The organism is Kineococcus sp. NPDC059986 (assembly GCF_040702905.1).
Classification (GTDB): Bacteria; Actinomycetota; Actinomycetes; order Actinomycetales; family Kineococcaceae; genus Kineococcus.
Genome location: NZ_JBFBND010000006.1, coordinates 136880 through 163766 on the forward strand (window position 1 = coordinate 136880; position 26887 = coordinate 163766).

The window sequence follows — 26887 nt, forward strand, 5'->3', positions numbered from 1 at the left end:
GTCACATGAACGTCACACGACGCTGGGTGACGTCACCTCCCGGCAACGTGCCGCCCCCACCCTGCGAACGTTCCCAGATCGGGACCCCCCAGACCTTCCGCACCGACATCCGGATGTCCTAGCGTGAGGACCGTCACGACCCGATGAAGCGTCCGGAGGAACACCCCTCGTGCCTGCCATGAACGTGGCCGTGCTCGGGTGCTGGCACGTCCACGCCAAGGACTACGCCCGCTCCGCAGCCGCCCACCCCGACACCACCCTCGTCGCCGCCTACGACCCCGACCCGACGCTGGGCCGGCCCCTGGCGGACGACTTCGGCGTCGAGCTGACCGACGACCTCGACGCGCTGCTGGCGCGCGAGGACGTCCACGGCGTCACCGTCACCACCGAGACGACGGCCCACACCGACGTCATCTCCCGCGCCCTCGCCGCCGGCAAGCACGTCTTCACCGAGAAGCTGCTCGCCCCCACCGTCGAGGAGTGCGAGCGGCTCGTCGCCCAGGCCGCCGACGCCGGGCTGGCCCTCGTCGTCTCCCTGCCGCGCCTGTACGCGGGCTACACCCTCGCCGTCCGCGAGCTGCTGGACTCCGGCGAGCTCGGCACCCTCACCTACGGCCGGGTCCGCCTCTCCCACGACGGCGCCGTCCACGGGCGCGGTGCTGCGAGCGGCGGCGGGGGCTGGCTGCCGGACCGGTTCTTCGACCCCGGACCGGCCGTCGGCGGCGCCCTCACGGACCTCGGCTGCCACCCCGTCTACCTGACGCAGCTCTTCCTGGGGACCGACCCGCAGACGGTCCGCGCGGTCTACGCGAACGTCACCCCCCGCGACGTCGAGGACCACGCCGTCGTCACGGTCGGCTACGAGGACGGCCGCATCGGCGTCGTCGAGGCGGGTTTCGTCAGCAACGACGCCTTCACGATCGACGTGCACGGCACCGAGGGTTCCGTGCACTACACCGACTCCGGCCACCGCCTGTGGCGCCGCCACCCCGACGGCCGCACGGAGGACCTCACCGTCCCCGCCGACGCCCCCGACGCGTTCGCGCAGTGGGTGCAGCACGCGACCGCCGGGACCCGGGCCACGGAGAACCTCCAGCGCGCCGTCGACCTCACCCGCCTCGTCGTGCGGGCCAACCACGCAGCAGGGACGAAGGAGTGAACGCCACCATGACGCAGCGCGTCGAGGGAACCGTCAAGGTCGGGCTCATCGGCGGGGGCGGCATCACCCGCGCCCACGTCAAGGGGTACCGCGAGCACGCCGCCAGGATCGGCGTCACCGCGGTCGCCGACGTCGTCGAGGAGGCGGCGAACACCCGCGCGGCCGAACTCGGGGCGCAGGCCTTCACCGACTACCGCGAGATGCTCGCCACCGCCGACATCGACGCCGTCGACATCTGCCTGCCGCACCACCTGCACGCCGACGCGATCATCGCGGCGGCCGAGGCCGGCAAGCACGTCCTGTGCGAGAAGCCGTTGTGCCTCACCGCGGACGAGGCCGCCCGGGTCGCCGCGGCGGTGCGCTCGGCCGGGGTCACGCTGATGTGCGCGCACAACCAGCTGTTCTTCCCCTCCGTCGCCAAGGCGAAGGAACTCCTCGACTCGGGGATCCTCGGCACCGTCTACGAGGTCCGCACGACGGACAGCTTCCACAACGACTTCGACCCCTCGAACATGGGGTGGCGCGCCTCGGCCAAGACGTCCGGCGGCGGCGAACTCATCGACACGGGGTACCACCCGACGTACCTGCTGCTCCACCTCGCGAACGCCCAGCCCACCGAGGCGACGGCGTTCCTCTCCACGCACCGCCTGAAGTTCATGGAGGGCGAGGACTCCGCGCAGGTCCTCGTCCGCTTCGAGAACGGCGTCGTCGGCCAGATGGTCACGAGCTGGGCCTACGACCCGGCCCCGGGCACCGAGAAGTTCTCCGTCGTCGGCGAGCTGGGCTCGCTGACCGGCACGGCGAACTCGGTGACCTACCGGCTGCGCACGGGGGAGGAGGAGACGTTCTCGTTCGAGGACGTGGACTCCTTCGTCGAGGAGATCGGCGCCTTCGCCGACTGCCTGCGCGAGGGCACCCGCCCGATCCACACCGAGACCGAGGGCATCGCCGTCCTCGGTGTCCTGCTCGCGGCCTACGAGGGGGCGCGGACCGGGACGATCGCCAAGGTCCTCAGCGTCTGACGCCTGCCCACCCCGCACCACCCGGACCGCCCGTCCCACCCCCGCCGGGGTGGGGCGGGCGGTCCCGCGCGTCTGGGACACTGCTGCCGTGACCGAGACGACCACGCTGGCCGACCTGCCGCTGCGCGAGGACCTGCGGGGCGAGCACCCCTACGGCGCCCCGCAGCTGCACGTGCCGGTGGTCCTCAACGTCAACGAGAACCCCTACCCGGTCGCGCCCGAGGTCGTCGCCGACATCGCCGCCGCCGTCGCGCAGGCCGCGGTCGGGCTCAACCGCTACCCCGACCGCGAGTTCCTCGACCTGCGCGCCGACCTCGCAGCCTTCCTGCGCACCGAGTCCGGCGCCGTGCTGGAACCCGAGCAGGTGTGGGCGGCGAACGGGTCCAACGAGGTCATGCTGCACGTGCTGCAGGCCTTCGGCGGGCCCGGCCGGACGGCCCTGAGCTTCGCGCCGACGTACTCGATGTACCCCGAGTACGCGCGGGACACCCTGACGACGTGGGTGACCGGCCGGCGCGAGGAGGACTTCACCGTCGACGTGGAGCACGCGCGCGAGCAGGTCCGCCGGTACCGGCCCTCCGTGGTCCTGCTGACGAGCCCGAACAACCCGACGGGGACGGCCCTGCCGCTCGCGACGGTCGAGGGCGTGCTCGAGGAGGTCACGGCCGTCGGCGGGATCGTCGTCGTCGACGAGGCGTACGGGGAGTTCCGCCGGGCCGGCGTGCCCAGCGCCCTGGAACTCCTGCCGCGGCACGGCAACCTCGCCGTCAGCCGCACCATGAGCAAGGCGTTCTCCCTCGCCGGGGCGCGCGTCGGGTACCTGGCCGCGTCGCGGGCGTTCGTCGACGCCCTGCGGATCGTCCGGTTGCCCTACCACCTGTCGGCCGTCACGCAGGCCACGGCCCGGGCCGCCCTCGCGCACTCCGCGGCCCTGCTCTCCACCGTCGACGAACTCCGCACCCGCCGCGACGAGACGGTCGTCTGGTTGCGCGACAACGGTTTCGACGTTGCCGAGTCCGACGCGAACTTCGTCCTCTTCGGCCGCTTCGCCGACCGGCACGCGGTCTGGCAGGGGTTGCTCGACCGGGGTGTCCTCATCCGCGAGACGGGTCCGGCGGGCTGGCTCCGGGTGAGCATCGGCACGGCCGACGAGATGCAGCAGTTCCGAACCGCACTCCAGGAAGTGGTGGCAGACAAGTGAGCCGCACCGCGCGCATCGAGCGCAGCACGAGCGAGTCCTCCGTCCTCGTCGAACTCGACCTCGACGGGTCGGGCCGCACGCAGATCGACACGACGGTGCCGTTCTACGACCACATGCTCACGGCGCTCGGCAAGCACTCGCTCATGGACCTGACGGTCCGGGCGAGCGGTGACACCCACATCGACGTGCACCACACCGTCGAGGACACCGCCATCGTCCTGGGTCAGGCGTTCCGGCAGGCCCTCGGCGACAAGTCCGGCATCCGCCGCTTCGCCGACGCCACGGTGCCCCTGGACGAGGCACTCGCGCACGCCGTCGTCGACGTCTCCGGTCGCCCGTACTGCGTGCACGAGGGGGAACCCGCGGGTCAGGAGTTCCACCTCATCGGCGGCCACTTCACCGGGTCGCTGACGCGGCACGTGCTGGAGAGCTTCGCGTTCCACGCCCAGATCTGCCTGCACGTGCGCGTGCTCGCCGGCCGAGACCCGCACCACGTCGTGGAGGCGCAGTTCAAGGCGCTGGCCCGGGCGCTGCGGTACGCCGTCGAACCCGACCCGCGCGTCGTCGGCATCCCCTCGACCAAGGGCGCGCTGTGACGTCCGTCGTCGTCCTCGACTACGGCTTCGGCAACGTCCGCTCCGCCGTCCGCGCCCTCGAGCGCGTCGGCGCCTCGGTCGAGCTGACGTCGGACCGGAAGAAGGCCCTGGAGGCCGACGGTCTCCTCGTGCCCGGGGTCGGCGCGTTCGCGGCCGTCAACGCGGGGCTGAAGGCCATCGGGGGCGACGCGATCGTCGACCGACGCCTCGCCGGGGGCCGCCCCGTGCTCGGGATCTGCGTGGGGCTGCAGGTGATGTTCGAGACGTCCACCGAACCCGGTGACGGGCTGCCCGACGGCCTGGCCCAGTGGCCCGGCACGGTCGAGCGGCTCCCCGCCGACGTCGTGCCCCACATGGGCTGGTCGACCGTCGAACCGCCCGCGGCGTCCCGGCTCTTCGCCGGCGTCGAGGACGAACGGTTCTACTTCGTGCACTCCTACGCCGTGCAGCGCTTCGAGATGCTCGACACCACCGCCGGACGCGTGCCGCTGCCGCAGATCACCTGGGCCGAGCACGGCGCCCGCTTCGTCGCGGCCGTGGAGAACGGCGCGCTGTCCGCGACGCAGTTCCACCCCGAGAAGTCCGGCGACGCCGGCGCCCAGCTCCTGCGGAACTGGGTCGACTCCCTCACCTGAGAGCCCGCACGCCAGGGACTCCCACGAGAACACCCACGGGGACACCCATCGGTGTCACCACGTGGGAACACCCGTGGGTGTCCCCGTCGCGTCGCCCCCGGGACACCCACACCTGTCCCCGCGCCCGGTCCCACGCCCGGTCCCACGCCCGTCCCCACGCCCGGTCCCACGTCGGACCGGCCGTGGGACCGGCGCACGCGTCGTCCCCACCCCCGCCGCGCCGTCCCCGCACCTGGTCCGACACGGGACCGGACCCACCCGCTCCCGCCGCCCCGACCCACCCCGCGACCCCTCGTAGACTCGCCCCCCGTGACCAGCGAGAACACCTCCACCGCCGCGCGCCGCCTCGAACTCCTCCCCGCGGTCGACGTGGCCGACGGCCAGGCCGTCCGCCTCGTCCAGGGCGAGGCCGGCAGCGAGACCTTCTACGGCGCACCGCTCGACGCGGCGCTCGCCTGGCAGGAGGCGGGCGCGGAGTGGGTGCACCTCGTCGACCTCGACGCCGCCTTCGGTCGCGGCTCGAACCGGGAGCTGCTCGCCGAGGTCGTCGGCCGTCTCGACGTGGCCGTCGAGCTGTCCGGTGGCATCCGGGACGACGCCTCCCTCGAAGCGGCCCTCGCCACCGGCTGCCGCCGCGTGAACCTCGGCACCGCCGCGCTGGAGGACCCCGACTGGACGCGCTCGGCCATCGCCCGGCACGGCGACCGCATCGCCGTCGGGCTCGACGTCCGCGGCACGACGCTGGCGGCGCGCGGCTGGACCCGCGAGGGCGGTGACCTGTGGGAGGTGCTGGCGCGCCTGGACGCCGACGGGTGCTCCCGCTACGTCGTCACCGACGTGACGAAGGACGGAACGCTGCGCGGCCCCAACGTCGACCTGCTGCGCGAGGTCTGCGCGCGGACGAAGGCCCCGGTGGTCGCCTCCGGCGGGATCTCCAGCCTCGAGGACCTGCGCGTGCTGCGCGACCTCGTCGACACGGGCGTCGAGGGCGCCATCGTCGGCAAGGCCCTGTACGCCGGGAACTTCACGCTGCCGCAGGCGCTCGACGTGGCCGGCCGGCCCTGACCGCCCACGACCCCCGCACGAGCGACTCCGCCGGGGTCCCGTGGGCGGGGCGCACGTTGCAACCCAACGCCTTCACGGGGGACGACGGGTCCCGGTCCCCGGAGCTGGAGCAGGCGCTGCGTGCGTGGGACGCCGTCGGCGACGACCCGGTCGCCCGCGTCCACGCCGAACGGGCCGTCGTCGCCGCGCTCGCGGGCGGCCGGGTGTTCGCCCCCGTCGTCGCCGAGCTGGGGGAGGTGGGCCCGGACGGCGGTGACAAGAGCGCCGACATGGCCCTCGCCCTGCTCACCCAACCCGACGGCCGCCGCGGGCTGCCGCTGTTCACCGACCTCGCGGCGCTCACCGCGTGGCGCCCGGACGCCCGACCGGTGCCGGTGCCGGCCGCGCAGGCGGCGCTGTCGGGAGCTCAGGAGGAGTGCGACGTGCTCGTCCTCGACCCTGCCGGACCCGTGCGCTTCGTCGTGCGCCGCAGCGCCTTCTGGGCCCTGGCCCGCGGGGAGTCGTGGATCCCGGCGGCCCTGGACGCGACGCTGGCGGCCGCCGTCGCCGACGCCGTCCGCGACCTGCCGGTGGTCCGGGGAACGCGCTGCGAACCGGGGCGGGGGGCCGAGCTGCGCGTCGTCCTCGGGGTGAGCCCGGGCCTGGACCGCGAGGGGCTCGACGGCCTGCTCCGGACGGTCGGGGAGCGCCTCGCGGCCGGCGTCGTCGCCGAACGCGCCGAGTCGCTGGAGTTCCAGGTCCTGCCGGCGTGAGGACGGCCCGGACCGCCCGGTGGCGGTCCGGGCCGCGGATCAGTCCTGCTCGGCCTCGGCGGCCACCGTCTCCTGACGGGCCTTGATGGTCGCGTACGCACCGACGCCCGCCGCGGCCAGCGCGAGGGCGGTCGTCCAGCGCTTGTTGAACACGTGCCCGGTGGCCGCGTCCAGGCTGTAGCGGCCGGGGCCGCCGATCGCCAGGGCGACGGACGCCAGCCCGAGGACGGCGGGGTACTCGAACCCGCCGGAGGTCACGAAGAACCCGTTGGGCTTGTGCACGACGGAGGCCGCAGCCATCGCGGCGGCGGCCGAGGCCCCGCCGACGGGCGTCGCCAGCCCGAGGGTGAGCAGCGCACCGCCGCCCGCCTCGGACAGGCCCGCGAGGACGGCGTTGCGCTTGCCGGGGCGGAAGCCCATCGCGTGCATGGCGCCCGCGGTGCCCTCGATCCCGCCGCCGCCGAACGCGCCGAAGAGCTTCTGCGCGCCGTGGGCGACGAGGGTGCCGCCGATGCCCAGGCGCAGGGCCAGCAGGCCCAGGTCGTTGTTCGCCACGAGTGTCCTCCAGTGCTTGCGACTTCAAGGTCGTGGGCCATTCGACCACTCCGCTCCGACCTCGGCCACGGCGGGTGGTTCGTCGGGGGAACCGGGCGGCGTCGTGTCGGTGCCGGCTGCCAGAGTGCAGGGCGTGTCCACCGCTCCACCCCGGCCGGGTCCCCGGCTCCTGCGCGCCTTCGGTCCCTACCGCGACGTCCTGGCCGTCCGCGGTGTCCTCGTCCTCGAGCTGGTCGGGTCCCTGGGGCGGGTCCCCGCCTTCATGGCCGGGATCGTCTGCATCCTGCACGTCGTCCAGCACCTCGGGATGGGGTACGGCGCAGCGGGTCTGGTGGGGGCCGTGGCCACCGTCGGGACGGCGGTCAGTTCGCCCTGGCGCGGGTGGGTCGTGGACCGGTACGGCCTGCGGCGCGCCCTCGTCCCCTCGATCGTGGCCCAGGCGGTGTGCTGGTCGATCGCGCCGTTCCTGCCCTACCAGGGGCTGCTCGTGACGGCGTTCGTCGCCGGCGCCCTCGGCCCGCCGGTCTTCACCGTGGTCCGGCAGTCGCTGGCCGTCGTGGTCCCGGCCGACCGTCGCCGGACGGCCTTCTCCCTCGACGCGGTCCTCGTGGAGTTCTCCTACATGGTGGGCCCGGCGGCCGGGACGGCCGTGGCCCTCGCGTGGTCGACGACGGCCGCGATGGTCGTCGTCGGCGTCTGCCAGTGCCTCGCCGCGGTGGCGATGTTCGTCCTCGACCCGCCCCTGCGCAGCGAGCCCGCGGCCGGCGCGGACGCGGTGCCGGGGGCGGCGCCCCCGCAGCGGCACGCCGTGTGGACGAGCGCGCTCCTGCTGGCCATGGCGTGCGCCTTCACCGCCGACCTCGTCCTGTCGGCGACGGACCTCGGTGTCGTCGCGCAGCTGCGTGAGGAGGGGCAGGTCCGCTGGACCGGGCTCGTCCTGGCGGTCTGGGCGGCCGGCTCGGTCGTGGGGGGACTGGTCCACGGCGTGCTGCCGCGGCCGGTCCCGCCGTGGCTGCTCGTCGTCTGCCTCGGCCTGGCCACGACCCCGCTGGCCCTGCTGAGCGGACCCGTGGCCCTGGCCGTCGGGACCTTCGTCGCGGGGTTGTTCTGCGCACCCGTCATCAGCGCCACCGTCGACCTCGTCGCCCACGGCGTCCACGAGTCGGTCCGCGGTCGCGCGATGGGGTGGCACGCCGCGGCGACCACGGTGGGTGCTGCGCTCGGGGCCCCGCTGGCGGGTGCCGTGAGCGACGCGGCCGGGGTGGGCACGCCCTTCCTCGTCGTCGGAGCCCTCGGCGCGGTGGGCGGGGCGGCGACCGCCGTGGTCGCCGCCCGGACCGACCTCAGACCACGCTTCCCGTGAGGCGCTCGCCGGGGCCCTTGCCCGGTTCGTCCGGGACGTCGGAGGCCTCGCGGAAGGCCAGCTGGAGGGAGCGGAGGCCGTCGCGCAGCGACCGGGCGTGCTGACCGCCGATGTCGGGGGCCGACGTCACGACGAGCCCGGCCAGGGCCGTGATGAGGATGCGCGCCTCGGCGAGGTCGAGGTGGTCGGCCGCGTCCGGTCCCTCGGCCAGCCCGCACTTGACGGCGGCGGCGCTCATGAGGTGGACCGCGGTCGTCGTGATGAGCTCGGCCGCCGGCACGTCGGCGATGTCGCGCGCGGCCAGCGCGCCGGGGTCGACGGCGTCGGGAGGGGTCTGTGACTGCATGCTGATACCCTGTCAGGCGACCGACCGGCACACGTCACCGGATCCCGCTCCAGCAGCACCGCGGGACCCGGCGTCCACAGGGCCGGCACGTGAAGCGGAGGCCTCCTCCCACCTCGGTGCCCACGGCACCGCAGGTTCCTGGTCCGCGCTCCTCCCCGGAGGGGTGCACGCGACGACCCTCGTCGTGCTCGTCCTCGCGGACGGGCCGTGGTGGGTGCGTCGTCGGACTTGGTGGCCCCCGTTGCGCGTCCGAGCACGGGGGCCTTCCTCGTGTCCGGCGGCCCCACACGACGACGAAGGAGCAGCACATCAGCGAGCCCCGCATCAACGACCGCATCCGTGTTCCCGAGGTGCGGCTCGTGGGCCCCAACGGCGAACAGGTCGGCATCGTGCGCGTCGAAGACGCGCTGCGGCTGGCGGACGAAGCAGGTCTCGACCTGGTCGAGGTCGCTCCGACGGCGCGGCCGCCGGTCTGCAAGCTCATGGACTTCGGCAAGTTCAAGTACGAGTCCGACATGAAGGCCCGCGAAGCCCGCAAGAACCAGACGAACACGATCCTCAAGGAGATCCGTTTCCGTCTGAAGATCGACCCGCACGACTACGCCACCAAGAAGGGCCACGTCGAGCGGTTCCTCAAGGCGGGGGACAAGGTCAAGGTCATGATCATGTTCCGTGGTCGTGAGCAGTCCCGCCCCGAGATGGGCTTCCGGTTGCTGCAGCGCCTCGCGGAGGACGTGACCGACCTCGGCAGCGTCGAGAGCTCGCCGCGCCAGGACGGCCGCAACATGGTCATGGTGATCGGCCCGCACAAGAAGAAGGCCGAGGCCAAGGCCGAGGAGCGTCGCCGCAAGGACGCCGAGGCGGAAGCCGCCGGCACCTCCGCACCGGTCCCGGCCCAGGACGAGGCGGCTGCCGCCCCGACCGAGGCGGCGCCGGTCGACAGCACCACCGACGAGACGGCCGCCACGGCGTCCTGACGTCGGCCGTCGCACGACGGACGCACGACTGACACGGCCCGTGGGAGGCACGCTCCCGCGGGCCGCACGCCAGACCACGCCGGAGGGCACCCCCTCCGGCTCTGATCACAGGAGAAGACGTGCCCAAGAACAAGACCCACTCCGGCGCCAAGAAGCGGTTCCGCACCACCGGCACCGGCAAGGTCATGCGCGAGCAGGCCAACAAGCGCCACCTGCTCGAGGTCAAGTCGAGCAAGCGCACCCGCCGCCTCTCGGTCGACCAGGTCGTCTCGCCCGCGGACGCCAAGAAGATCAAGAAGCTCCTCGGCATCTGATCCGCGGCCGGCCCCTCGCGGGCCGGCACCCCTCGACCGAACCCAGCGGGTGCGTGACCACCTGGTCACCGCCGATCGACCCGGCCGCCCGCGCCCGACTTTCAAGGAGTACCCGTGGCACGCGTCAAGCGCGCAGTCAACGCCCAGAAGAAGCGCCGCACCGTCCTCGAGCAGGCCAGCGGCTACCGCGGCCAGCGCTCGCGCCTGTACCGCAAGGCGAAGGAGCAGGTCACCCACTCCCTCGTCTACGCGTACCGCGACCGCAAGGCGCGCAAGGGCGACTTCCGCCGCCTCTGGATCCAGCGCATCAACGCTGCGGCCCGTGCCGACGGCATGACGTACAACCGCTTCATCCAGGGCCTGAAGGCCGCTGAGATCGAGGTCGACCGCCGCATGCTGGCCGAGCTCGCCGTGTCCGACCCGGCCGCCTTCTCGGCGCTGGTCGCGACGGCCAAGGCCTCCCTCCCGGCCGCCCCGGTGGCCGAGGGCTCCGCGGCCTGATCCGCAGACCCACCGAACACCCCGGACGCCCGGCAGTGCCCCACGTCGACGCCCCCCTCCTCTCGAACCCTCGAGCGGAACGGGTGCGCGCCGTGCGGGCCCTGACCGGGCGTTCGGCGCGCCAGCGGCACGGCCGCTTCCTCGCCGAAGGCCCCCAGGCCGTCCGGGAGGCCGTCGCCGCGGGCGCGGCGCTGGAGCTCTACACGACGGCCGAGGCCGCCGAGCGCCACCCCGACGTCGTCGACGGCGCGCCCAAGGTGTGGACGGTCACCGACGAGGTCCTCGCGGCCATGAGCGACACCGTCACCCCGCAGGGCCTCGTCGCCGTGTGCCCGACGACGACGGCCGAGCTCGACGACGTCCTGGCCGGCCAGCCGCGCCTCGTCGCCGTCCTGGACCGGGTGCGCGACCCCGGCAACGCGGGGACCGTCCTGCGGGCCGCCGACGCCGCCGGTGCGGACGCCGTCGTCCTCACGACGAGCAGCGTCGACGTCTTCAACCCCAAGTGCGTCCGGTCCACCGCCGGCAGCCTGTTCCACCTCCCCGTCGTCGTCGGGCGCAGCCTGCAGGACGTCGTCGAAGGCCTGCAGCGCAGCGGGTCCACCGTCCTGGCGGCGGACGGGACGGGCGACCTCGACCTCGACGACCTCGCCGACGAGGCCGCGCGCGGGGACACCGGCCGCATCGACCTGCGCCGCCGCACGGGGTGGGTCTTCGGCAACGAGGCCGCCGGGCTGGACGACACCGGTCGCGCCCTCGCCGACGCCGTCGTGCGGGTGCCGCTGCACGGTCGCGCGGAGAGCCTGAACCTGGCGACGGCCGCCGTCGTGTGCCTCTACGCGAGCGCCCGCGCCCACCGCTGAGGCGACCGGGCACGCCCCACCCGTCCCGCAGGACGCACGCCCCGACCCGTCGCCGGGTCCGGGTTGAGCGCGCGATGCGCTCATCCGATGCCCTAATGTCGCCCCCGTGCCCGAGGCGAGGGGGAGCGCCGGGGCCGCGTCGTCGGCCCGTCCCCGAGTGCTGCCCCCGCTCGTGCTCGACGACCTGCCCGACGGGATCGTGGTCACCGATGGCGACGGCGCGATCGCCGACCTCAACGTCGCCGCCGAACGCCTGCTGGACCGGCCACGGGCCGACCTGCTCGGGACCCCGTTGCGGCGGGCGCTGCCCCTGCAGGACACCTCCGGCCGGCGCTGGTGGGACGTCCTGCTCGACACCGCGCGCCGACCGGTCGGGGTCAGCGAGGACGGGCACGGCGAACGCCTCCTCCTGCTGCCCGGCGGCACCGAGCTCCTCGTGACCGCGCGCTTCCACCGCGACGAGACCGGGACGCTGCTGCGCGCCGTGCTCGCCCTGCGCACCCCGGACGAACGACGCCGTGCCGAGACCGACACCGCGAGCCTCATCGCCACCGTCGCCCACGAGCTGCGGTCGCCGCTGACCTCCGTCAAGCAGTTCACCGCGAGCCTGCTGCGCCGCTGGGACCGCTTCAGCGACGACCAGAAGCGGCTCATGCTCTCCACCGTCCAGGCCGACGCCGACCGCGTCAGCCGGCTCGTCGGCGACCTCCTCGACGTGGCCCGCGTCGACGCCGGGCGCCTCACCGTCCACCGCCGGCCCATGGACCTCGCCACCCTCGTGCGCGAGCACGTGGACCGGCTGCGGTTCGCCGGGTACGACGACGAGCGGTTCGAGCTGACCGTCGACGCCGACCTGCCGGAGCTGTGGGCCGACCCCGACCGGATGGCGCAGGTCGTGACGAACCTCGTCGACAACGCCGTGCGGCACGGGGCGGGCACGGTGGCCGTGGGCGTCAGCGCCGAGACCGCACCCGACGGGGGGTCCTGGATCGTGCTCACCGTCGAGGACAACGGCGAGGGCGTCCCCGTCGAGAACCGCCCCTACGTCTTCTCCAAGTTCTGGCACGGCGGCACCCGCAGCGGCACCGGCCTGGGGCTGTACGTGACCCGCGGTCTCGTGGAGGCCCACGGCGGCGACGTCGACGTCGACGCCGCCCCCACCGGCGGTGCCCGGTTCACCGTCCGGCTGCCGGCGGGGGAGCCGGTCGCCACCGTCGCCTGAGCCCGGCACCGCGTCTGGGAAGATCGGGCGGGACGATCCACCGATCCACGACCGAGGAGTGCGCACCCCCGATGTCCGACCAGCCCGACGTGCCCGAGGGCGCGGTGGACGAGGCGAGCGTGCAGGCCGCCCTCGACGCCGCCCTGGCCGCGGTGGCCGCGGCCACCGACCTCGACGAGCTCAAGGCCGCGCGCCTGGCGCACGCCGGTGACCGCAGCCCGCTGGCCCTGGCCAACCGTGCCATCGGTGCCCTGCCCGGACCCGAGAAGGCCGCCGCCGGCAAACGCGTCGGCCAGGCCCGGGGCCGGGTCAACGCGGCCGTGGCGCAGCGCACGACCGTGCTCGAGGCCGAGCACGTCGAGCGGGTGCTGCGCGAGGAGGTCGTGGACGTCACGCTGCCGGTCGCCCGGCCCGACCGTGGTGCGCGGCACCCGATCCCGCTGCTCGTCGAGCGCGTGAGCGACGTCTTCACCGCCATGGGCTGGGAGGTCGCCGAAGGCCCCGAGGTCGAGGCCGAGTGGTTCAACTTCGACGCCCTGAACTTCGACGCGGACCACCCCGCGCGGCAGATGCAGGACACGTTCTTCGTCGCCGACCCGGCCGGGGGCGCCGAGTCCGGTCTCGTGCTGCGGACCCACACCTCCCCGGTCCAGAGCCGGTCGCTGCTGCACCGCGGTGTGCCGCTGTACGTCGTCTGCCCGGGCAAGGTCTTCCGCACCGACGAGCTGGACGCGACCCACACACCGGTCTTCCACCAGCTCGAGGGCATCGCGATCGACGAGGGCCTGACGATGGCCAACCTCAAGGGCACGCTCGACCACTTCGCGCGGGCCATGTTCGGTGACGGCGTCGAGACGCGCTGGCGGCCGGCGTTCTTCCCGTTCACCGAGCCCAGCGCGGAACTGGACCTGCGCTTCTCCCTGGGGCGCGACGCCGAACGCGGCTGGATCGAGTGGGGCGGCTGCGGGATGGTCAACCCGAACGTGCTGCGGGCCGCGGGCATCGACCCCGACCGCTACCAGGGGTTCGCCTTCGGCATGGGGATCGAGCGGACGCTGATGTTCCGCAACGGGGTGACGGACATGCGAGACCTGGTGGAGGGTGACGTGCGGTTCAGCCGGGCGTTCGGCGTCGAGGACCTGTCCGCGTCCGGGGTGGCGCGGGTCGCGGTCCCGGCCGTGGCCGCGGGGGAGGGCGACCTCTGATGCGCATCCCCCTGAGCTGGCTCGCCGAGCACGTCGACCTCGAACCCGGGGCGCGCGGCGTCGACGTCGCGGCGTCCCTCGTCCGCGTGGGCCTGGAGGAGGAGGGCATCCACACGGCCGGGGTCACCGGACCCGTCGTCGTGGGCCGGGTCCTGGACCTCGTCCAGGAGCCGCAGAAGAACGGCAAGACGATCAACTGGACCCACGTCGACGTCGGGCCCGAGCACAACGGTGCCGAGGGGTCGCGCGGCATCGTCTGCGGTGCCCACAACTTCGTCGCGGGCGACCTCGTCGTCGTCGCGTTGCCCGGCGCCGAGCTGCCGGGCGGGTTCGGCATCGCCGCCCGCAAGACCTACGGGCACGTCTCGGACGGGATGATCTGCTCGGCCCGCGAACTGGGTCTGGGCGAGGACCACGACGGCATCATCGTGCTCTCGCAGCACCTCCCCGGGGTGGAGGTGACCCCCGGACAGGACGCGCTCGCGCTGCTCGGCCTGGCCGAGGAGACCGTCGAGGTCAACGTCACCCCCGACCGCGGCTACTGCTTCAGCATCCGCGGCATCGCCCGCGAGTACGCCCACGGCACCCGCCGGCCCGTCGCCGAGGTCCTGCGCGACCCCGTCGACGTCGAGGTGCCGCTGCCGTCGGGTCCGGGGTACCCGGTGCGCCTCGAGGACGACGCCCCCGTGCGCGGTGCGGTCGGCTGCGACCGCTTCACGGCGCGTGTCGTCCGCGGGGTGGACCCCTCTCGCCCGACGCCGTCCTGGATCGCCGACCGTCTGCGGCAGAGCGGGATGCGGCCCATCTCGCTGGCCGTCGACGTGACGAACTACGTCATGCTCGCCACCGGTCAGCCGCTGCACGCCTACGACCTCGAACAGCTGCAGGGCGAGCTGGTCGTCCGCCGGGCCCGCGCCGGGGAGCGGCTGACGACGCTCGACGACGTCGAGCGCGTGCTGCACCCCGAGGACCTGCTCATCACCGACGAGGTGCCGGGTGACCCGTCGACGTCACGCGTGCTGAGCCTGGCCGGGGTCATGGGCGGCGCCGCCAGCGAGGTCTCCGCCTCGACCCGCGACGTCCTCGTCGAGGCCGCGCACTTCGCGCAGGTCACCGTCGCCCGCACGGCCCGCCGGCACCGGCTGCCCTCGGAGGCGGCCAAGCGCTTCGAGCGGGGCACCGACCCGGCCGTGTGCGCACAGGCCGCCGAGCTCGCCGTCCGCCTCCTCGTCGAGCACGGTGGCGGGACGGCCGACACCGCGGCCACCGACGTCGGTGCCCCCGCTGCGCCGCAGCCGCTCTCGATGGACGCCGGGTTCCCCGAACGGGTCGTCGGGGTCCGGTACGCCGCCGACGTCGTCGTGGACACGCTCACGGAGATCGGCTGCTCCGTGACGGTCGACGGTTCGACCCTGACGGTGACGCCGCCGAGCTGGCGTCCCGACCTCACCGGGCGCGTCCACCTCGTCGAGGAGGTCGCCCGCCTCACGGGGTACGACGCCATCCCGTCGGTCCTGCCGCCGGCCCCGGCCGGCACCGGGCTGACGTCGGGGCAGCGCGCGCGCCGTTCGGTCGCCCGGGCGCTCGCGGACGACGGCTTCGTCGAAGTGCTCAGCTACCCGTTCGTCGCGGCCTCGGTCTTCGACGCCCAGCAGCTGCCCGCCGACGACCCCCGCCGCAGCGCCCTGCGCCTGGCGAACCCGCTGTCCGAGCAGCAGCCGGTCATGCGCACCAGCCTGCTCGACTCCCTCGTCGAGACGGTGCGGCGCAACGTGTCCCGGGGTCTGCGCGACCTGGCGCTGGTCGAGCTGGGGTCCGTGACCCACCCGCGGTCCGGTGCCGCGCGGGCGGAGGTCCTCGGTGTGGAGCGACGCCCGTCGGAGGAGGAGCTGGCCGCGCTGCAGGCGGCGGTCCCCGCCCAGCCGCTGCACGTCGCCGGGGTCCTCACCGGGGTCCGCCGCCGGCCCGGCGCGGCCGCGGACGGGTTCGCCCGCACCGCCGAACCCGCGGGCTGGGCCGACGCCGTCGAGGCGGCCCGCACGGTCGCGGCGGCCGTCGGCGTGGAGGTCGTCGTCGAGGCGGGCGAGCACGCCCCCTGGCACCCCGGCCGGTGCGCCCGCGTCCTCACCGCCCAGGGGCACCTCGTCGGGTACGCGGGGGAGCTGCACCCCTCCGCGGTCGCGGCGCTCGAACTGCCCGCCCGGGCGGCGGCCTTCGAACTCGACCTCGACGTCCTGCTCGCCCTCGTCGGGGCGGCGCCCCAGGTCGAGTCCCTGTCGGGGTTGCCGGCCGCGACGCAGGACGTCGCGCTCGTCGTGGACGTGGGCACCCCGGCGTCGGTCGTGCAGGAGGCGCTGCGGGAGGGGGCCGGCCCGCTCCTGGAGGACGTGCACCTGTTCGACGTCTACACCGGCGCCCAGGTCGGGGACGGCCGCAAGTCCCTCGCCTTCGCGCTGCGCTTCCGGGCTCCGGACCGCACCCTGACGGCGGAGGAGGCCAGCGCGGCCCGCGACGCGGCCGTCGCCCTCGCCGCCGAGCGGACGGGAGCGACGCAGCGTGCCTGACGACAGCGTGCCCGACCACCTGGTGCCCGGTCGCGACGACCTCCCGCAGGTGCAGCCCGTGCGGGTCCTCGTCACGGGCGCGAGCCAGGGCATCGGCCGCGCCGTCGCCCTGGGCCTGGCGCAGGCGGGGTTCACCGTCGCCGCGGTGGCCCGCAGCGCCCGCGCCCTCGACGAGCTCGTCGAGGAGATCACGGCCGACGGCGGCCGGGCGGTGGCGACGGCGTTCGACGTGACCGACGCGGCCGCCGTCGCGGCCGGGGTGCACGCGCTCGAGCTCGAGGTGGGCGGGTTCGACCTCCTCGTCCAGGCCGCGGGCCGCATCGAGCCGCAGGAGGTGCCGCCGTGGGAGGCCGACCCGGCGCACGTCCGCGCGGTCCTGGAGACCAACGTCCTCGGCCCGTTCCACGTCGTGCGCGCCGTCGTGCCGGGCATGGTGGCGCGCGGTGCGGGCCGGGTCGTGGACCTCAGCTCCGGTGCCGCGTCCCAGGACTCGGGGACGTACTTCGCCTACGCGGCGAGCAAGGCGGCGCTGTTCCGCCTCGGCGGGGCGGTCGCGGCCGCCGGCGCTCCCCTCGGGGTGCTGGCGTTCGAGCTGTCCCCCGGGGTCGTGCGGACGGCGATGTCGACGAGCATGAGCCGGCACGCCGACCGCACGGAGTGGACCGACCCCGACGCGGTCGTGGAGATGGTGCGCGTCATCGCCTCGGGCCAGCTCGACGCCTGGTCGGGCCGGTTCCTGCGCGTCGGCGTCGACACGCCCGCCGCCCTGCGCGCCGCGCAACCCCGCCTCGGCCCGACGACCCGCAAGCTCGTCGTCACCCCCTACGGCCCGGACGACCCGCTCGCCTGACGCCGCGCGGTCCGCCCCGGGCGCTGCATGGCTAGCCGAGCAGGTGTATGGTCATGCACATGGAACCCGGGAAGCGGCTTTCGGTCGCCGTCGCAGGGGCCAGCGGCTACGCCGGTGGCGAGGTCCTGCGGGTGCTGCTGGACCACCCGCACGTCGAGATCGGCGCCCTCACCGGCGCCTCCAACGCGGGCACGCGCCTCGGGGAGCTGCAGCCGCACCTGCTGCCCCTGGCCGACCGCGTGCTGCAGCCGACGACGACGGAGGTCCTCGCGGGGCACGACGTCGTCTTCCTGGCCCTGCCGCACGGTGCGTCCGCGGCCGTCGCGGCCGAGCTCGGGGACGACGTCCTCGTCGTCGACCTCGGTGCGGACCACCGCCTCCTCGACCCGTCCGCGTGGGAGCGCTTCTACGGCAGCGCCCACGCCGGCACCTGGCCCTACGGCCTCCCGGAACTGCCGCTGGCCGGCGGTGCCCGTCAGCGCGAGCACCTCGTCGGGACGCGGCGGATCGCGGTCCCGGGGTGCTACCCGACGTCCGTCAGCCTCGCCCTCGCGCCCGGTTTCGCCGCCGGGCTCCTGGAACCGCACGACGTCGTGGTCGTCGCGGCCTCCGGCACGTCGGGGGCGGGCAAGGCGCTCAAACCCCACCTGCTGGGGTCGGAGGTCATGGGGTCCATGAGCCCCTACGGCGTCGGCGGCGGCCACCGGCACACCCCCGAGATCGAGCAGAACCTCGGCCTCGCGGGCGGCACCCCCGTCACGGTCTCCTTCACCCCGACGCTGGCGCCCATGTCGCGCGGCATCCTCGCCACCTGCACGGCGCGGCTCGCCGACGGCGTGAGCGCCGCGCAGGTCCGCACCGCGTGGGTGGACGCCTACGCGGGTGAGCAGTTCGTCCACCTCCTGCCCGAGGGGCAGTGGCCCTCCACGGCGCAGGTGCACGGCAGCAACGCCTGCGTCCTGCAGCTCGCCGTCGACGAGCACGCCGGTCGCGTCCTCGTCGTCGCCGCCATCGACAACCTCGTCAAGGGAACCGCCGGAGGAGCCGTGCAGTCCGTCAACATCGCCCTGGGTCTGCCCGAGGACGCCGGTCTGACCGCCGTGGGGGTGGCCCCGTGAGCGTCACCGCCGCCAAGGGTTTCCGCGCCGCGGGGGTCACCGCCGGCCTCAAGGCCTCCGGCCGCCCCGACGTCGCCCTCGTCGTCAACGACGGTCCGCTCGACGCCGGCGCCGCCGTCTACACCTCCAACCGCTGCAAGGCGCACCCGGTGCTGTGGAGCGAACGCGCCAGCGCCGACGGCCACCTCAAGGCGGTCGTCCTGAACTCCGGCGGCGCCAACTGCTTCACCGGCCCGCAGGGTTTCCAGACCACGCACGCGACGGCCGAACTCGTCGGGGAGCTCCTCGGGTCCGGGGCGGCCGACGTCGTCGTCTGCTCGACCGGTCTCATCGGCGTGGAACTGCCCCGGGAGAAGGTCCTCGACGGGGTGCGCGCCGCGTCCGCCGCACTGTCGACCGACGGCGGGACGGCGGCCGCGACGGCCATCATGACGACGGACACGGTCTCCAAGCAGGCCATCGCCAGCGGTGCGGGTTTCGTCGTCGGCGGCATGGCCAAGGGCGCCGGCATGCTCGCCCCCGGCCTCGCGACGATGCTCGTCGTGCTGACCACCGACGCGGCGGTCGAGGCCGCCGACCTCGACCGCGCGCTGCGTGCGGCGACGCGGACGACGTTCGACCGTGTCGACTCCGACGGGTGCATGTCCACCAACGACACCGTCGTGCTCCTCGCCTCCGGCGCCAGCGGCACGACCCCGGACCCGGCCGCGTTCGACGAGGCCGTCCGGCACGTCTGCGCCGACCTCGCCCGGATGCTCGTGGGCGACGCCGAGGGTGCCGACCACGACATCGCCATCGAGGTCGTCGGTGCGCTGAGCGAGGACGAGGCCGTCGAGGTGGCCCGCTCCGTCGCGCGCAACAACCTCTTCAAGGCCGCGGTGTTCGGCAAGGACCCGAACTGGGGTCGCGTCATGGCGGCCGTCGGGACGACGTCGGCGCAGTTCGACCCGCAGACGCTCGACGTCAGCCTCAACGGCGTCGCCGTGTGCGTCGACGGCACCCCGCACGCCGACCCGGCCACGGTCGACCTGAACCCGCGCGAGGTGCGGGTGCGCATCGACCTCAAGGCCGGTCCGGCGACGGCGACGGTGTGGACGAACGACCTCACCCACGCCTACGTCCACGAGAACAGCGCGTACTCCTCGTGAGCGACCCCGTGAGCGACCTCGTGGGACTCAGCGCCCAGGACAAGGCCGCCGTCCTCGTCGAGGCCCTGCCGTGGCTGCAGAAGTGGCACGGCGCCCTCGTCGTCCTGAAGTACGGCGGCAACGCCATGGTCGACGACGAGCTCAAGCGGGCGTTCGCCGAGGACGTCGTGTTCCTGCGCACCGCCGGTCTGCGCCCCGTCGTCGTCCACGGCGGCGGCCCGCAGATCTCGACGATGCTGAAGAAGCTCGACATCCGCAGCGAGTTCCGCGGCGGCCTGCGCGTGACGACGCCGGAGACGATGGACGTCGTCCGGATGGTGCTCACGGGGCAGGTCGGCCGGGAACTCGTCGGTCTGCTCAACGCCCACGGACCACTCGCGGTCGGGCTGTCGGGGGAGGACGCGGGGTTGCTGCGCGCGACCCGGCGCGGGGCCCTCGTGGACGGCGAACTCGTCGACGTCGGGCTCGTCGGCGACGTCGTGGGCGTCGACCCGCGGGCCGTCGTCGACATCCTCGACGCCGGTCGCATCCCCGTGATCTCGACCGTCGCCCCCGAGGTCGACGACGACGGGAACCTCGTCCCCGGACAGGTCCTCAACGTGAACGCGGACACGGCGGCCTCGGCGATCGCCGTCGCCCTCGGCGCGGCGAAGTTCGTCGTCATGACCGACGTCGCGGGCCTGTACCGCGACTGGCCGAACACCGACTCCCTCGTCCGGGAGATCGCGGCCACCGACCTCGCCGACCTCCTGCCCTCGCTGGAGTCGGGGATGGTCCCGAAGATGGAGGCGTGCCTGCGCGCCGTCCGCGGCGGGGTTCCGCGGGCGACGGTCATCGACGGCCGGCAGGCGCACTCGGTCCTGCTGGAGGTCTTCACGACCTCCGGCAACGGCACGATGGTCGTGCCGTGATGCAGCAGGGAGAACCGATGGAACTCGCCACGACGAGCGCGAGCGGGGCCGAGGCCCTGCCCCTCACCGACGGCAGCGGCCAGGCCTGGATCGAGCGCTACACCCGTTCGGTCATGCAGACGTTCGGGACCCCGCAGCGCGTCCTCGTCCGCGGTGAGGGCTGCTACGTCTGGGACGCCGACGGCCACCGCTACCTCGACCTGCTCGGCGGCATCGCGACGAACTCCCTCGGCCACGCCCACCCGCTGCTCGTCGCCGCGGTGACGACGCAGCTGACGACGCTGGGCCACGTGTCGAACTTCTTCGCCTCCGCCCCGCAGGTCGCCCTGGCCGAACGGCTGCTGGAGGTGTCCGGTGCTCCCGAGGGGTCCGCGGTGTTCTTCGCGAACTCGGGCACCGAGGCCAACGAGGCCGCGTTCAAGATGGCGCGCCGCACCGGCCGCACCAAGGTGATCTCGACGTACGGCGCGTTCCACGGCCGGACGATGGGAGCCCTGGCGCTCACGGCCAAGGAGGCCTACCGGGCGCCCTTCGAACCGCTGCCCGGCGGCGTGGAGTTCGTCCCCTACGGCGACGTCGGGGCCCTCGGACGCGCGGTCGACGGTGCGACGGCCGCCGTGTTCCTCGAACCCGTCCAGGGCGAGAACGGTGTCGTCCCCGCGCCCGACGGGTACCTGGCGGCCGCCCGGCGCATCACCGCCGAGCACGGCGCGCTCCTCGTCCTCGACGAGGTCCAGAGCGGCATCGGGCGCACGGGGGAGTGGTTCGCGTTCCAGAACCCCCGGCACGCCGGGGTCGTCCCCGACGTCGTCACGGTCGCCAAGGGGCTCGGCGGTGGCATCCCCGTGGGCGGGGTCATCGCCTTCGGCCCGCGCAACGCGGCGCTGCTCGGGGCGGGCCAGCACGGGTCCACGTTCGGCGGGAACCCCGTGGCGTCGGCGGCGGGGCTGGCCGTCCTGCACGCCATCGCCCGCGACGGCCTGCTGGACGACGTGAGCACGGTCGGCCGGCACCTGCGCACGGCGGTCGAGGCCCTGGGCCACCCCCTCGTCGAGGGCGTGCGCGGGGAGGGGTTGCTGCTCGGCATCGCGCTGACGCAGCCCGTCGGCGCGCACGTCGTCCGGGCGGCGCTGGAGCGCGGGTTCATCGTCAACGCAGCGCGTCCCGACACCGTCCGGCTGGCGCCGCCCCTGGTGCTCACCGCCGCCCAGGCCGACACGTTCGTGGCCGCCCTGCCCGAGATCCTCGACACCGCGCTGAAGGGAGCGACCCCGTGACCGTCCGGCACTTCCTCGCCGACGACGACCTGAGCCCCGCCGAACAGGCCGAGGTGCTGGCCCTCGCCGCCCGCCTCAAGGCCGACCGGTTCGCCGAGAAGCCCCTCGCCGGTCCGCAGACCGTCGCCCTGCTCTTCGACAAGCCCTCGACGCGGACCCGCGTCTCGTTCAGCGTCGGCGTCGCCGACCTGGGCGGGGTGCCGCTCGTCGTCGACGCCGCCGGGTCCCAGTTGGGCCGCGGGGAACCCGTCGCCGACACCGCGCGCGTCCTGGAACGCCAGGTCGCCGCGATCGTCTGGCGGACGTTCTCCCAGGACTCCCTGGCCGAGATGGCCGCGAACTCGCGGGTGCCCGTCGTGAACTCCCTCACGGACCTCTACCACCCGTGCCAGATCCTCGCCGACCTGCAGACGGTGGCCGAGCACAAGGGGACCCTCGCCGGTCTGACCCTGGCGTACGTGGGGGACGGGGCCAACAACATGGCCCACTCCTACGCGCTCGGGGGCGCGACGGCGGGGATGCACGTGCGCATCGGGACCCCCGCCTCCGACCTGCCCGACGCCGCCGTCATCGCGCGCGCCCAGGCCGTGGCCGCGACGACCGGTGGCTCCGTGACGGTGACGTCCGACGCCGCGGCAGCCGTCGCGGGGGCCGACGTGGTCGCGACCGACACGTGGATCTCCATGGGCCAGGAGGGGCAGGAGTACGAACGGTTCCGGCCGTTCTCCCTCACGAGCGCCCTGCTCGCCCAGGCCGCCCCCGACGCCGTCGTCCTGCACTGCCTGCCCGCCTACCGGGGCAAGGAGATCGACGCCGACGTCATCGACGGTCCGCAGTCGGTCGTGTGGGACGAGGCCGAGAACCGGCTGCACGCCCAGAAGGCGCTGCTCGTCTGGTTGCTCGAGAAGTCCCGGTGACCTCCGTCCCCACCCCGGCCCCCGGTCCGGGGGCGGGCACGAAGGCCTTCCGCCACGACCGGATCGCCGCGGTCCTGGCCCGCTACCCGGTCCGTTCGCAGACCGAGCTCGCCACCCACCTGGCCGAGGAGGGCGTCGCGGTGACGCAGGCGACGCTGTCGCGTGACCTCGTCGAACTGGGGGCCGTCAAGGTGCGCGACGGCGACCGCGGCCTCGTCTACGCGCTGCCCGCCGAGGGCGGCGACCGGACGCCGCGCAGCGGGATCGGGCAGGAGGTCCTCGACGCCCGGCTGGCTCGCTGGTGCGAGGAACTGCTCGTGAGCGCCGAGGCGTCGGCGAACCTCGTCGTCCTGCGCACTCCGCCGGGCGCGGCCCAGTTCCTCGCCAGCGCGGTGGACCACTCGGTGATCCCCTCGCTGCTCGGCACCATCGCCGGGGACGACACCGTCCTCGTCATCACCCGCGACCCCCTCGGTGGGGACGCCGTCGCCGCCCGGTTCCTGGCCCTCGCGCGCCGGACCGCCGCCTTCGACGATCCTGAGACCGCACCAGCCCCCGAGACCGAAGTGGACGTGCCATGACGCAGAACCCCCCGCAGCAGGGCGAGAAGGGCCTGTGGGGCGCCCGCTTCGCGACCGGCCCCGCCGAGGCGATGGCCGCGCTGTCGAAGTCGACGCACTTCGACTTCCGGCTCGCGCGCTACGACCTCGCCGGGTCCCGCGCCCACGCCCGCGTCCTGCACGCTGCCGGGCTCCTCGACGACGCGACGCTGCAGGCGCTGCTGGCGGGTCTGGACGTGCTCGAGGCCGACGTCGTCTCCGGCGCCTTCCTCCCGGCCCCCGACGACGAGGACGTCCACTCGGCCCTCGAACGCGCGCTCGTCGAACGGGTCGGCGCCGACGTCGGCGGCCGGCTGCGCGCCGGCCGGTCCCGCAACGACCAGATCGCGACGCTCCTGCGGATGTTCCTGCGCGACCACGCGCGCGTCGTCGCCGGTCTCGTGCTCGACGTCGTCGAGGCGCTGCTGACGCAGGCCGCGGCCCACCCGACCGCGGCGATGCCCGGTCGCACGCACCTGCAGCACGCCCAGCCCGTCCTCCTCGGGCACCACCTCATGGCGCACGCGTGGCCGCTGCTGCGCGACGTGGAGCGCCTGCGCGACTGGGACGCCCGCGCCGCGGTCTCCCCCTACGGTTCGGGTGCGCTGGCGGGGTCCTCGCTCGGCCTGGACCCGCTGGCCGTCGCCCGCGAACTGGGGTTCACCCGCAGCGTCGAGAACTCCATCGACGGCACCGCCTCGCGCGACGTCGCCGCCGAGTTCGCCTTCGTCGCCGCGATGATCGGCGTGGACCTGTCGCGCATCTCCGAGGAGGTCATCGCCTGGGCCACCAAGGAGTTCTCCTTCGTCACCCTCGACGACGCCTGGTCGACGGGGTCGAGCATCATGCCGCAGAAGAAGAACCCGGACGTGGCCGAGCTGGCCCGGGGCAAGGCCGGACGCCTCATCGGTGACCTCACCGGTCTGCTGGCCACGCTCAAGGGCCTCCCGCTGGCCTACAACCGCGACCTGCAGGAGGACAAGGAGCCGGTGTTCGACGCCGTCGACACCCTCGAACTCCTGCTGCCCGCCGTCGCCGGGATGGTGGCGACCCTGCACTTCCACACCGACCGGATGGCCTCCCTCGCCCCGCAGGGGTTCGCCCTGGCGACGGACATCGCGGAGTGGCTCGTGCGGCAGGGCGTCCCGTTCCGCGACGCGCACCAGATCTCCGGCGCCTGCGTCCGGCGGTGCGAGGAGCGCTCGGTGCTGGAGGGGCGCAGCGTCGAACTGTGGGACCTGACCGTCGAGGACCTCGCCGGGATCTCGACGCACCTGACGCCGGCGGTCAAGGACGTGCTCTCCACGGAGGGTTCCCTGAGCTCGCGGGACGGCATCGGGGGCACCGCCCCGGTCCGCGTGGCCGAGCAGCTGGAGGCGGCCCAGGACGCGCTGGCGGAGCACCTGGCGTGGGCGCGCCCCTGACGCGGTCGTCCTTCGACCGCGACGTCCTCGTGGTGGCGCGCGACCTGCTCGGCCGGGTGGTGCGCCACGAGACGGCCGACGGCGTGGTGGCCGTGCGCCTCACCGAGGTGGAGGCGTACGCGGGGGAGTCCGACCCCGGCTCCCACGCGTTCCGGGGGCCGACGCCGCGGACCCGCGTGATGTTCGGACCGCCCGGCCACGCCTACGTCTACTTCTCCTACGGCATGCACTGGTGCATGAACCTCGTGTGCGGGCCGGCGGGGACGGCCTCGGCCGTGCTCCTGCGCGCGGGGGAGGTCGTCGACGGGCTGGACCTCGCCCGGGCGCGGCGGACCGCCGCCCGGCGCGACGTCGACCTCGCCCGGGGGCCGGCGCGGCTCACGCAGGCCCTCGGCGTCGACCGCGCCCAGGACGGCGTCGACGTCTGCTCCGGGGGAGCCCTGACGGTGCTGCCGGGTGCGCCCGTCGGCGACGCCGAGGTCGCGTGGGGTCCGCGGGTGGGCGTGGCGGGGGCCGGCGCTCCCACCCCCTGGCGCGTTTTCCTCGTGAACGAGCCCACCGTGTCCGCGTACCGTGTCGGCGGGCGACGGTCGCCCACACGGACAACCTGAGGAGCCGACGAGTCGTGAACGACGTCTGGGACGAACTGCAGTGGCGAGGCCTGGTGGCGCACTCCACCGACGAGGCCGCGCTGCGGGAGGCTCTGGCGACGGGTCCGCTCACGTACTACGTCGGCTTCGACCCGACCGCCGCGAGCCTGCACGTCGGGCACCTCGTCCAGGTCCTCACCGCCCGCCGGCTCCAGCAGGCCGGGCACCGGCCGCTCATCCTCGTGGGCGGCGCGACCGGTCTGGTGGGGGACCCGCGGCCGTCGGCGGAGCGGACGATGAACGACCCGTCCGTCGTCGCCGGCTGGGTGACGGGTCTGCAGGCGCAGATCGCGCCGTTCCTCGACTTCGACGGACCGGCCGCGGCCACGATGGTGAACAACCTCGACTGGACGCAGTCCATGTCGACGATCGAGTTCCTCCGCGACGTCGGCAAGCACTTCAGCGTCAACCGGATGCTCGACCGCGAGGCCGTCAGCAAGCGGCTGGCCACGACGGGCATCTCCTTCACCGAGTTCAGCTACGTCCTGCTGCAGAGCAACGACTACCTCCAGCTGCACCGCCGGCACGGCTGCTCGCTGCAGCTCGGCGGGTCCGACCAGTGGGGGAACATCACCGCCGGCTGCGAACTGGTGCGCCGCGTGGACCAGCAGACGGTGCACGCCCTGGCGACGCCGTTGCTGACGAAGGCGGACGGGACGAAGTTCGGCAAGACGGAGTCCGGCGCGGTCTGGCTGGACCCGGAGCTGACGTCGCCGTACGCCTTCTACCAGTTCTGGCTCAACGCCGAGGACGCGAAGGTCGTGGACTACCTCAAGGCGTTCAGCTTCCGCAGCCCGCAGGAGATCGAGGAGCTGGGCCGGCAGGTGGCCGAGAACCCGCGCGCTCGGGCCGCCCAGCGGGCCCTGGCTCACGAGGTGACGGCGATCGTCCACGGTGAGGCCGCCGCAGTGGCCGTCGAGCAGGCGTCGTCGGCCCTGTTCGGCGGGGGGGAGCTGGACGGCATCGACGAGTGGACGTTGCGGGGAGCTCTCGAGGAACTGCCCACCGCGGCCCCGACCGAGCCTGCTGTCCGCCTGGCCCAGCTGTTCGCGGACACCGGTCTCGCACCGAGCCTCAGCGGGGCGCGTCGGACCATCGGTGAGGGCGGGGCGTACGTCAACAACGTCAAGGTGACCGACCCGGAGGCCACGCTCGCCGACGTGGAGCTGCTGCACGGGCGGTACGCCGTGCTGCGCCGCGGCAAGAAGTCCCTGGCTGCGGTCGCTGTTCCGTTGCCGCAGTAGGGGATCGGCGGCCGGCGCCGAGCGGATTTGCCTCTCGGTCCGGTCGCCGCGTACTGTTCTTCATGTCGCCCCGAGCGGGGCGGAACACCTGGAGCTTCTGGCCGAGGGTGATCCGCGCCTCGAGGTGGTGGCGCCGGAAGTCTTGATCGGTGTCGGGTTGAGGTTTGGCCTGGTGTTCGGTTAAGGTGGGAAAGTTGCCCCTCTTCCGCTGGCCCGCTTGGTGTGGGTTTGTCGGGGTGGGTGCGTCCGGTTCTTGAGAACTCAACAGTGCGCTAGAAATATGTTGATGCCATATGTATCAACCCCCAATGGTCCTTCACTCCACAGTGGGTGGGGATCGGGGATTCCTTTGGGATCTACCCTCATCTCGGCTTGCCAGCTCGGGGTGGGGTTTGGAGTCCAAGGGTCA

The 26887-nt window shown here is 74.0% G+C and carries 27 protein-coding genes; 25 read left to right on the plus strand and 2 right to left on the minus strand.

Features of this window, described 5'->3' with window-relative positions; genetic code table 11:
• The first annotated feature begins 178 nt into the window (after positions 1 to 178).
• The 7 genes from AB0637_RS07135 to AB0637_RS07165 all read left to right on the plus strand — a co-directional run bounded on the left by AB0637_RS07135 (position 179) and on the right by AB0637_RS07165 (position 6430).
• Positions 179 to 1159, plus strand: coding sequence for a Gfo/Idh/MocA family oxidoreductase (locus AB0637_RS07135; RefSeq protein ID WP_366170819.1), 981 nt, complete (start codon positions 179 to 181; stop codon positions 1157 to 1159).
• 8 nt (positions 1160 to 1167) lie between these two features.
• Positions 1168 to 2181 (plus strand): Gfo/Idh/MocA family oxidoreductase, encoded by a 1014-nt coding sequence (locus AB0637_RS07140; RefSeq protein ID WP_366170821.1) that lies wholly within the window; start codon positions 1168 to 1170, stop codon positions 2179 to 2181.
• An 88-nt stretch (positions 2182 to 2269) separates the two neighbouring features.
• Positions 2270 to 3382, plus strand: coding sequence for a histidinol-phosphate transaminase (locus AB0637_RS07145; protein ID WP_366170757.1), 1113 nt, complete (start codon positions 2270 to 2272; stop codon positions 3380 to 3382).
• Positions 3379 to 3978: an imidazoleglycerol-phosphate dehydratase HisB gene (gene hisB, locus AB0637_RS07150; RefSeq protein WP_366170759.1), complete on the plus strand. Its 600-nt coding sequence runs from the start codon at positions 3379 to 3381 to the stop codon at positions 3976 to 3978. Before AB0637_RS07145 ends, hisB begins: the two co-directional genes overlap by 4 nt.
• A complete protein-coding gene (hisH, locus tag AB0637_RS07155; RefSeq protein ID WP_366170761.1) occupies positions 3975 to 4613 on the plus strand; it encodes an imidazole glycerol phosphate synthase subunit HisH in 639 nt (212 codons plus the stop codon). Before hisB ends, hisH begins: the two co-directional genes overlap by 4 nt.
• Positions 4614 to 4922: 309 nt before the next feature.
• A complete protein-coding gene (gene priA, locus AB0637_RS07160; RefSeq protein WP_366170763.1) occupies positions 4923 to 5678 on the plus strand; it encodes a bifunctional 1-(5-phosphoribosyl)-5-((5-phosphoribosylamino)methylideneamino)imidazole-4-carboxamide isomerase/phosphoribosylanthranilate isomerase PriA in 756 nt (251 codons plus the stop codon).
• A gap of 56 nt (positions 5679 to 5734) precedes the next feature.
• Positions 5735 to 6430: an SseB family protein gene (locus tag AB0637_RS07165; protein WP_366170765.1), complete on the plus strand. Its 696-nt coding sequence runs from the start codon at positions 5735 to 5737 to the stop codon at positions 6428 to 6430.
• A gap of 39 nt (positions 6431 to 6469) precedes the next feature.
• On the opposite strand, the gene AB0637_RS07170 is transcribed toward AB0637_RS07165, so the two are convergent.
• Positions 6470 to 6985 carry a DoxX family protein gene (locus AB0637_RS07170; protein WP_366170767.1) on the minus strand — a complete coding sequence of 172 codons (516 nt, stop codon included), beginning with the start codon at positions 6983 to 6985 and terminating at the stop codon, positions 6470 to 6472.
• Positions 6986 to 7118: 133 nt separating this feature from the next.
• Here AB0637_RS07170 and AB0637_RS07175 point away from each other — a divergent pair, with 133 nt between their 5' ends.
• Positions 7119 to 8348, plus strand: a complete 1230-nt coding sequence (locus AB0637_RS07175; RefSeq protein ID WP_366170769.1) for an MFS transporter — start codon at positions 7119 to 7121, stop codon at positions 8346 to 8348.
• Here the strand turns inward: AB0637_RS07175 and AB0637_RS07180 are convergent.
• Positions 8329 to 8694, minus strand: a complete 366-nt coding sequence (locus AB0637_RS07180; RefSeq protein ID WP_366170771.1) for a DUF1844 domain-containing protein — start codon at positions 8692 to 8694, stop codon at positions 8329 to 8331. The genes AB0637_RS07175 and AB0637_RS07180 overlap by 20 nt on opposite strands.
• Before the next feature lie 308 nt (positions 8695 to 9002).
• Here AB0637_RS07180 and infC point away from each other — a divergent pair, with 308 nt between their 5' ends.
• The 17 genes from infC to tyrS all read left to right on the plus strand — a co-directional run bounded on the left by infC (position 9003) and on the right by tyrS (position 26478).
• On the plus strand, positions 9003 to 9671 hold the full coding sequence (gene infC / locus AB0637_RS07185) for a translation initiation factor IF-3 (RefSeq protein WP_366170823.1): 669 nt from the start codon (positions 9003 to 9005) through the stop codon (positions 9669 to 9671).
• Positions 9672 to 9790: 119 nt separating this feature from the next.
• Positions 9791 to 9985: a 50S ribosomal protein L35 gene (gene rpmI, locus AB0637_RS07190; RefSeq protein WP_366170773.1), complete on the plus strand. Its 195-nt coding sequence runs from the start codon at positions 9791 to 9793 to the stop codon at positions 9983 to 9985.
• Positions 9986 to 10099: 114 nt separating this feature from the next.
• The gene (gene rplT / locus AB0637_RS07195) at positions 10100 to 10486 is read left to right on the plus strand and encodes a 50S ribosomal protein L20 (protein ID WP_366170775.1); all 387 of its coding nucleotides are present in this window, start codon (positions 10100 to 10102) and stop codon (positions 10484 to 10486) included.
• A 92-nt stretch (positions 10487 to 10578) separates the two neighbouring features.
• A complete protein-coding gene (locus AB0637_RS07200; RefSeq protein WP_366170777.1) occupies positions 10579 to 11349 on the plus strand; it encodes an RNA methyltransferase in 771 nt (256 codons plus the stop codon).
• Between the two features lie 106 nt (positions 11350 to 11455).
• Complete coding sequence (locus AB0637_RS07205; protein ID WP_366170779.1) at positions 11456 to 12571, plus strand: ATP-binding protein; 1116 nt, start codon at positions 11456 to 11458, stop codon at positions 12569 to 12571.
• A gap of 71 nt (positions 12572 to 12642) precedes the next feature.
• A complete protein-coding gene (gene pheS, locus AB0637_RS07210; RefSeq protein ID WP_366170781.1) occupies positions 12643 to 13776 on the plus strand; it encodes a phenylalanine--tRNA ligase subunit alpha in 1134 nt (377 codons plus the stop codon).
• Positions 13776 to 16340, plus strand: a complete 2565-nt coding sequence (gene pheT, locus AB0637_RS07215) for a phenylalanine--tRNA ligase subunit beta (protein ID WP_366170783.1) — start codon at positions 13776 to 13778, stop codon at positions 16338 to 16340. Before pheS ends, pheT begins: the two co-directional genes overlap by 1 nt.
• On the plus strand, positions 16333 to 17190 hold the full coding sequence (locus AB0637_RS07220; protein WP_366170785.1) for an SDR family oxidoreductase: 858 nt from the start codon (positions 16333 to 16335) through the stop codon (positions 17188 to 17190). The genes pheT and AB0637_RS07220 overlap by 8 nt, the downstream gene beginning before the upstream one ends.
• Before the next feature lie 59 nt (positions 17191 to 17249).
• The gene (gene argC / locus AB0637_RS07225) at positions 17250 to 18308 is read left to right on the plus strand and encodes an N-acetyl-gamma-glutamyl-phosphate reductase (protein ID WP_366170787.1); all 1059 of its coding nucleotides are present in this window, start codon (positions 17250 to 17252) and stop codon (positions 18306 to 18308) included.
• A complete protein-coding gene (gene argJ, locus AB0637_RS07230; RefSeq protein WP_366170789.1) occupies positions 18305 to 19456 on the plus strand; it encodes a bifunctional glutamate N-acetyltransferase/amino-acid acetyltransferase ArgJ in 1152 nt (383 codons plus the stop codon). The genes argC and argJ overlap by 4 nt, the downstream gene beginning before the upstream one ends.
• 8 nt (positions 19457 to 19464) lie before the next feature.
• Complete coding sequence (gene argB, locus AB0637_RS07235; RefSeq protein ID WP_366170825.1) at positions 19465 to 20367, plus strand: acetylglutamate kinase; 903 nt, start codon at positions 19465 to 19467, stop codon at positions 20365 to 20367.
• Between the two features lie 17 nt (positions 20368 to 20384).
• Complete coding sequence (locus AB0637_RS07240; protein ID WP_366170791.1) at positions 20385 to 21644, plus strand: acetylornithine transaminase; 1260 nt, start codon at positions 20385 to 20387, stop codon at positions 21642 to 21644.
• The gene (gene argF / locus AB0637_RS07245; protein ID WP_366170793.1) at positions 21641 to 22561 is read left to right on the plus strand and encodes an ornithine carbamoyltransferase; all 921 of its coding nucleotides are present in this window, start codon (positions 21641 to 21643) and stop codon (positions 22559 to 22561) included. Before AB0637_RS07240 ends, argF begins: the two co-directional genes overlap by 4 nt.
• A complete protein-coding gene (locus tag AB0637_RS07250) occupies positions 22558 to 23142 on the plus strand; it encodes an arginine repressor (protein ID WP_366170795.1) in 585 nt (194 codons plus the stop codon). Before argF ends, AB0637_RS07250 begins: the two co-directional genes overlap by 4 nt.
• A complete protein-coding gene (gene argH / locus AB0637_RS07255) occupies positions 23139 to 24584 on the plus strand; it encodes an argininosuccinate lyase (RefSeq protein WP_366170797.1) in 1446 nt (481 codons plus the stop codon). Before AB0637_RS07250 ends, argH begins: the two co-directional genes overlap by 4 nt.
• The gene (locus AB0637_RS07260; protein ID WP_366170799.1) at positions 24569 to 25195 is read left to right on the plus strand and encodes a DNA-3-methyladenine glycosylase; all 627 of its coding nucleotides are present in this window, start codon (positions 24569 to 24571) and stop codon (positions 25193 to 25195) included. Before argH ends, AB0637_RS07260 begins: the two co-directional genes overlap by 16 nt.
• Before the next feature lie 14 nt (positions 25196 to 25209).
• Positions 25210 to 26478: a tyrosine--tRNA ligase gene (gene tyrS / locus AB0637_RS07265; RefSeq protein WP_366170801.1), complete on the plus strand. Its 1269-nt coding sequence runs from the start codon at positions 25210 to 25212 to the stop codon at positions 26476 to 26478.
• The last annotated feature ends 409 nt before the right edge of the window (positions 26479 to 26887 follow it).

Excerpts from the sequence above, each read along its gene's own strand:
- AB0637_RS07135 (WP_366170819.1), top strand. The coding sequence starts at position 179 with ATGAACGTGGCCGTGCTCGGGTGCTGGCACGTCCACGCCAAGGACTAC.
- AB0637_RS07180 (WP_366170771.1), bottom strand. The coding sequence starts at position 8,694 with ATGCAGTCACAGACCCCTCCCGACGCCGTCGACCCCGGCGCGCTGGCC.
- pheT (WP_366170783.1), top strand. The coding sequence starts at position 13,776 with ATGCGCATCCCCCTGAGCTGGCTCGCCGAGCACGTCGACCTCGAACCC.
- pheS (WP_366170781.1), top strand. The coding sequence starts at position 12,643 with ATGTCCGACCAGCCCGACGTGCCCGAGGGCGCGGTGGACGAGGCGAGC.
- AB0637_RS07140 (WP_366170821.1), top strand. The coding sequence starts at position 1,168 with ATGACGCAGCGCGTCGAGGGAACCGTCAAGGTCGGGCTCATCGGCGGG.
- argH (WP_366170797.1), top strand. The coding sequence starts at position 23,139 with ATGACGCAGAACCCCCCGCAGCAGGGCGAGAAGGGCCTGTGGGGCGCC.
- argC (WP_366170787.1), top strand. The coding sequence starts at position 17,250 with ATGGAACCCGGGAAGCGGCTTTCGGTCGCCGTCGCAGGGGCCAGCGGC.
- AB0637_RS07240 (WP_366170791.1), top strand. The coding sequence starts at position 20,385 with ATGGAACTCGCCACGACGAGCGCGAGCGGGGCCGAGGCCCTGCCCCTC.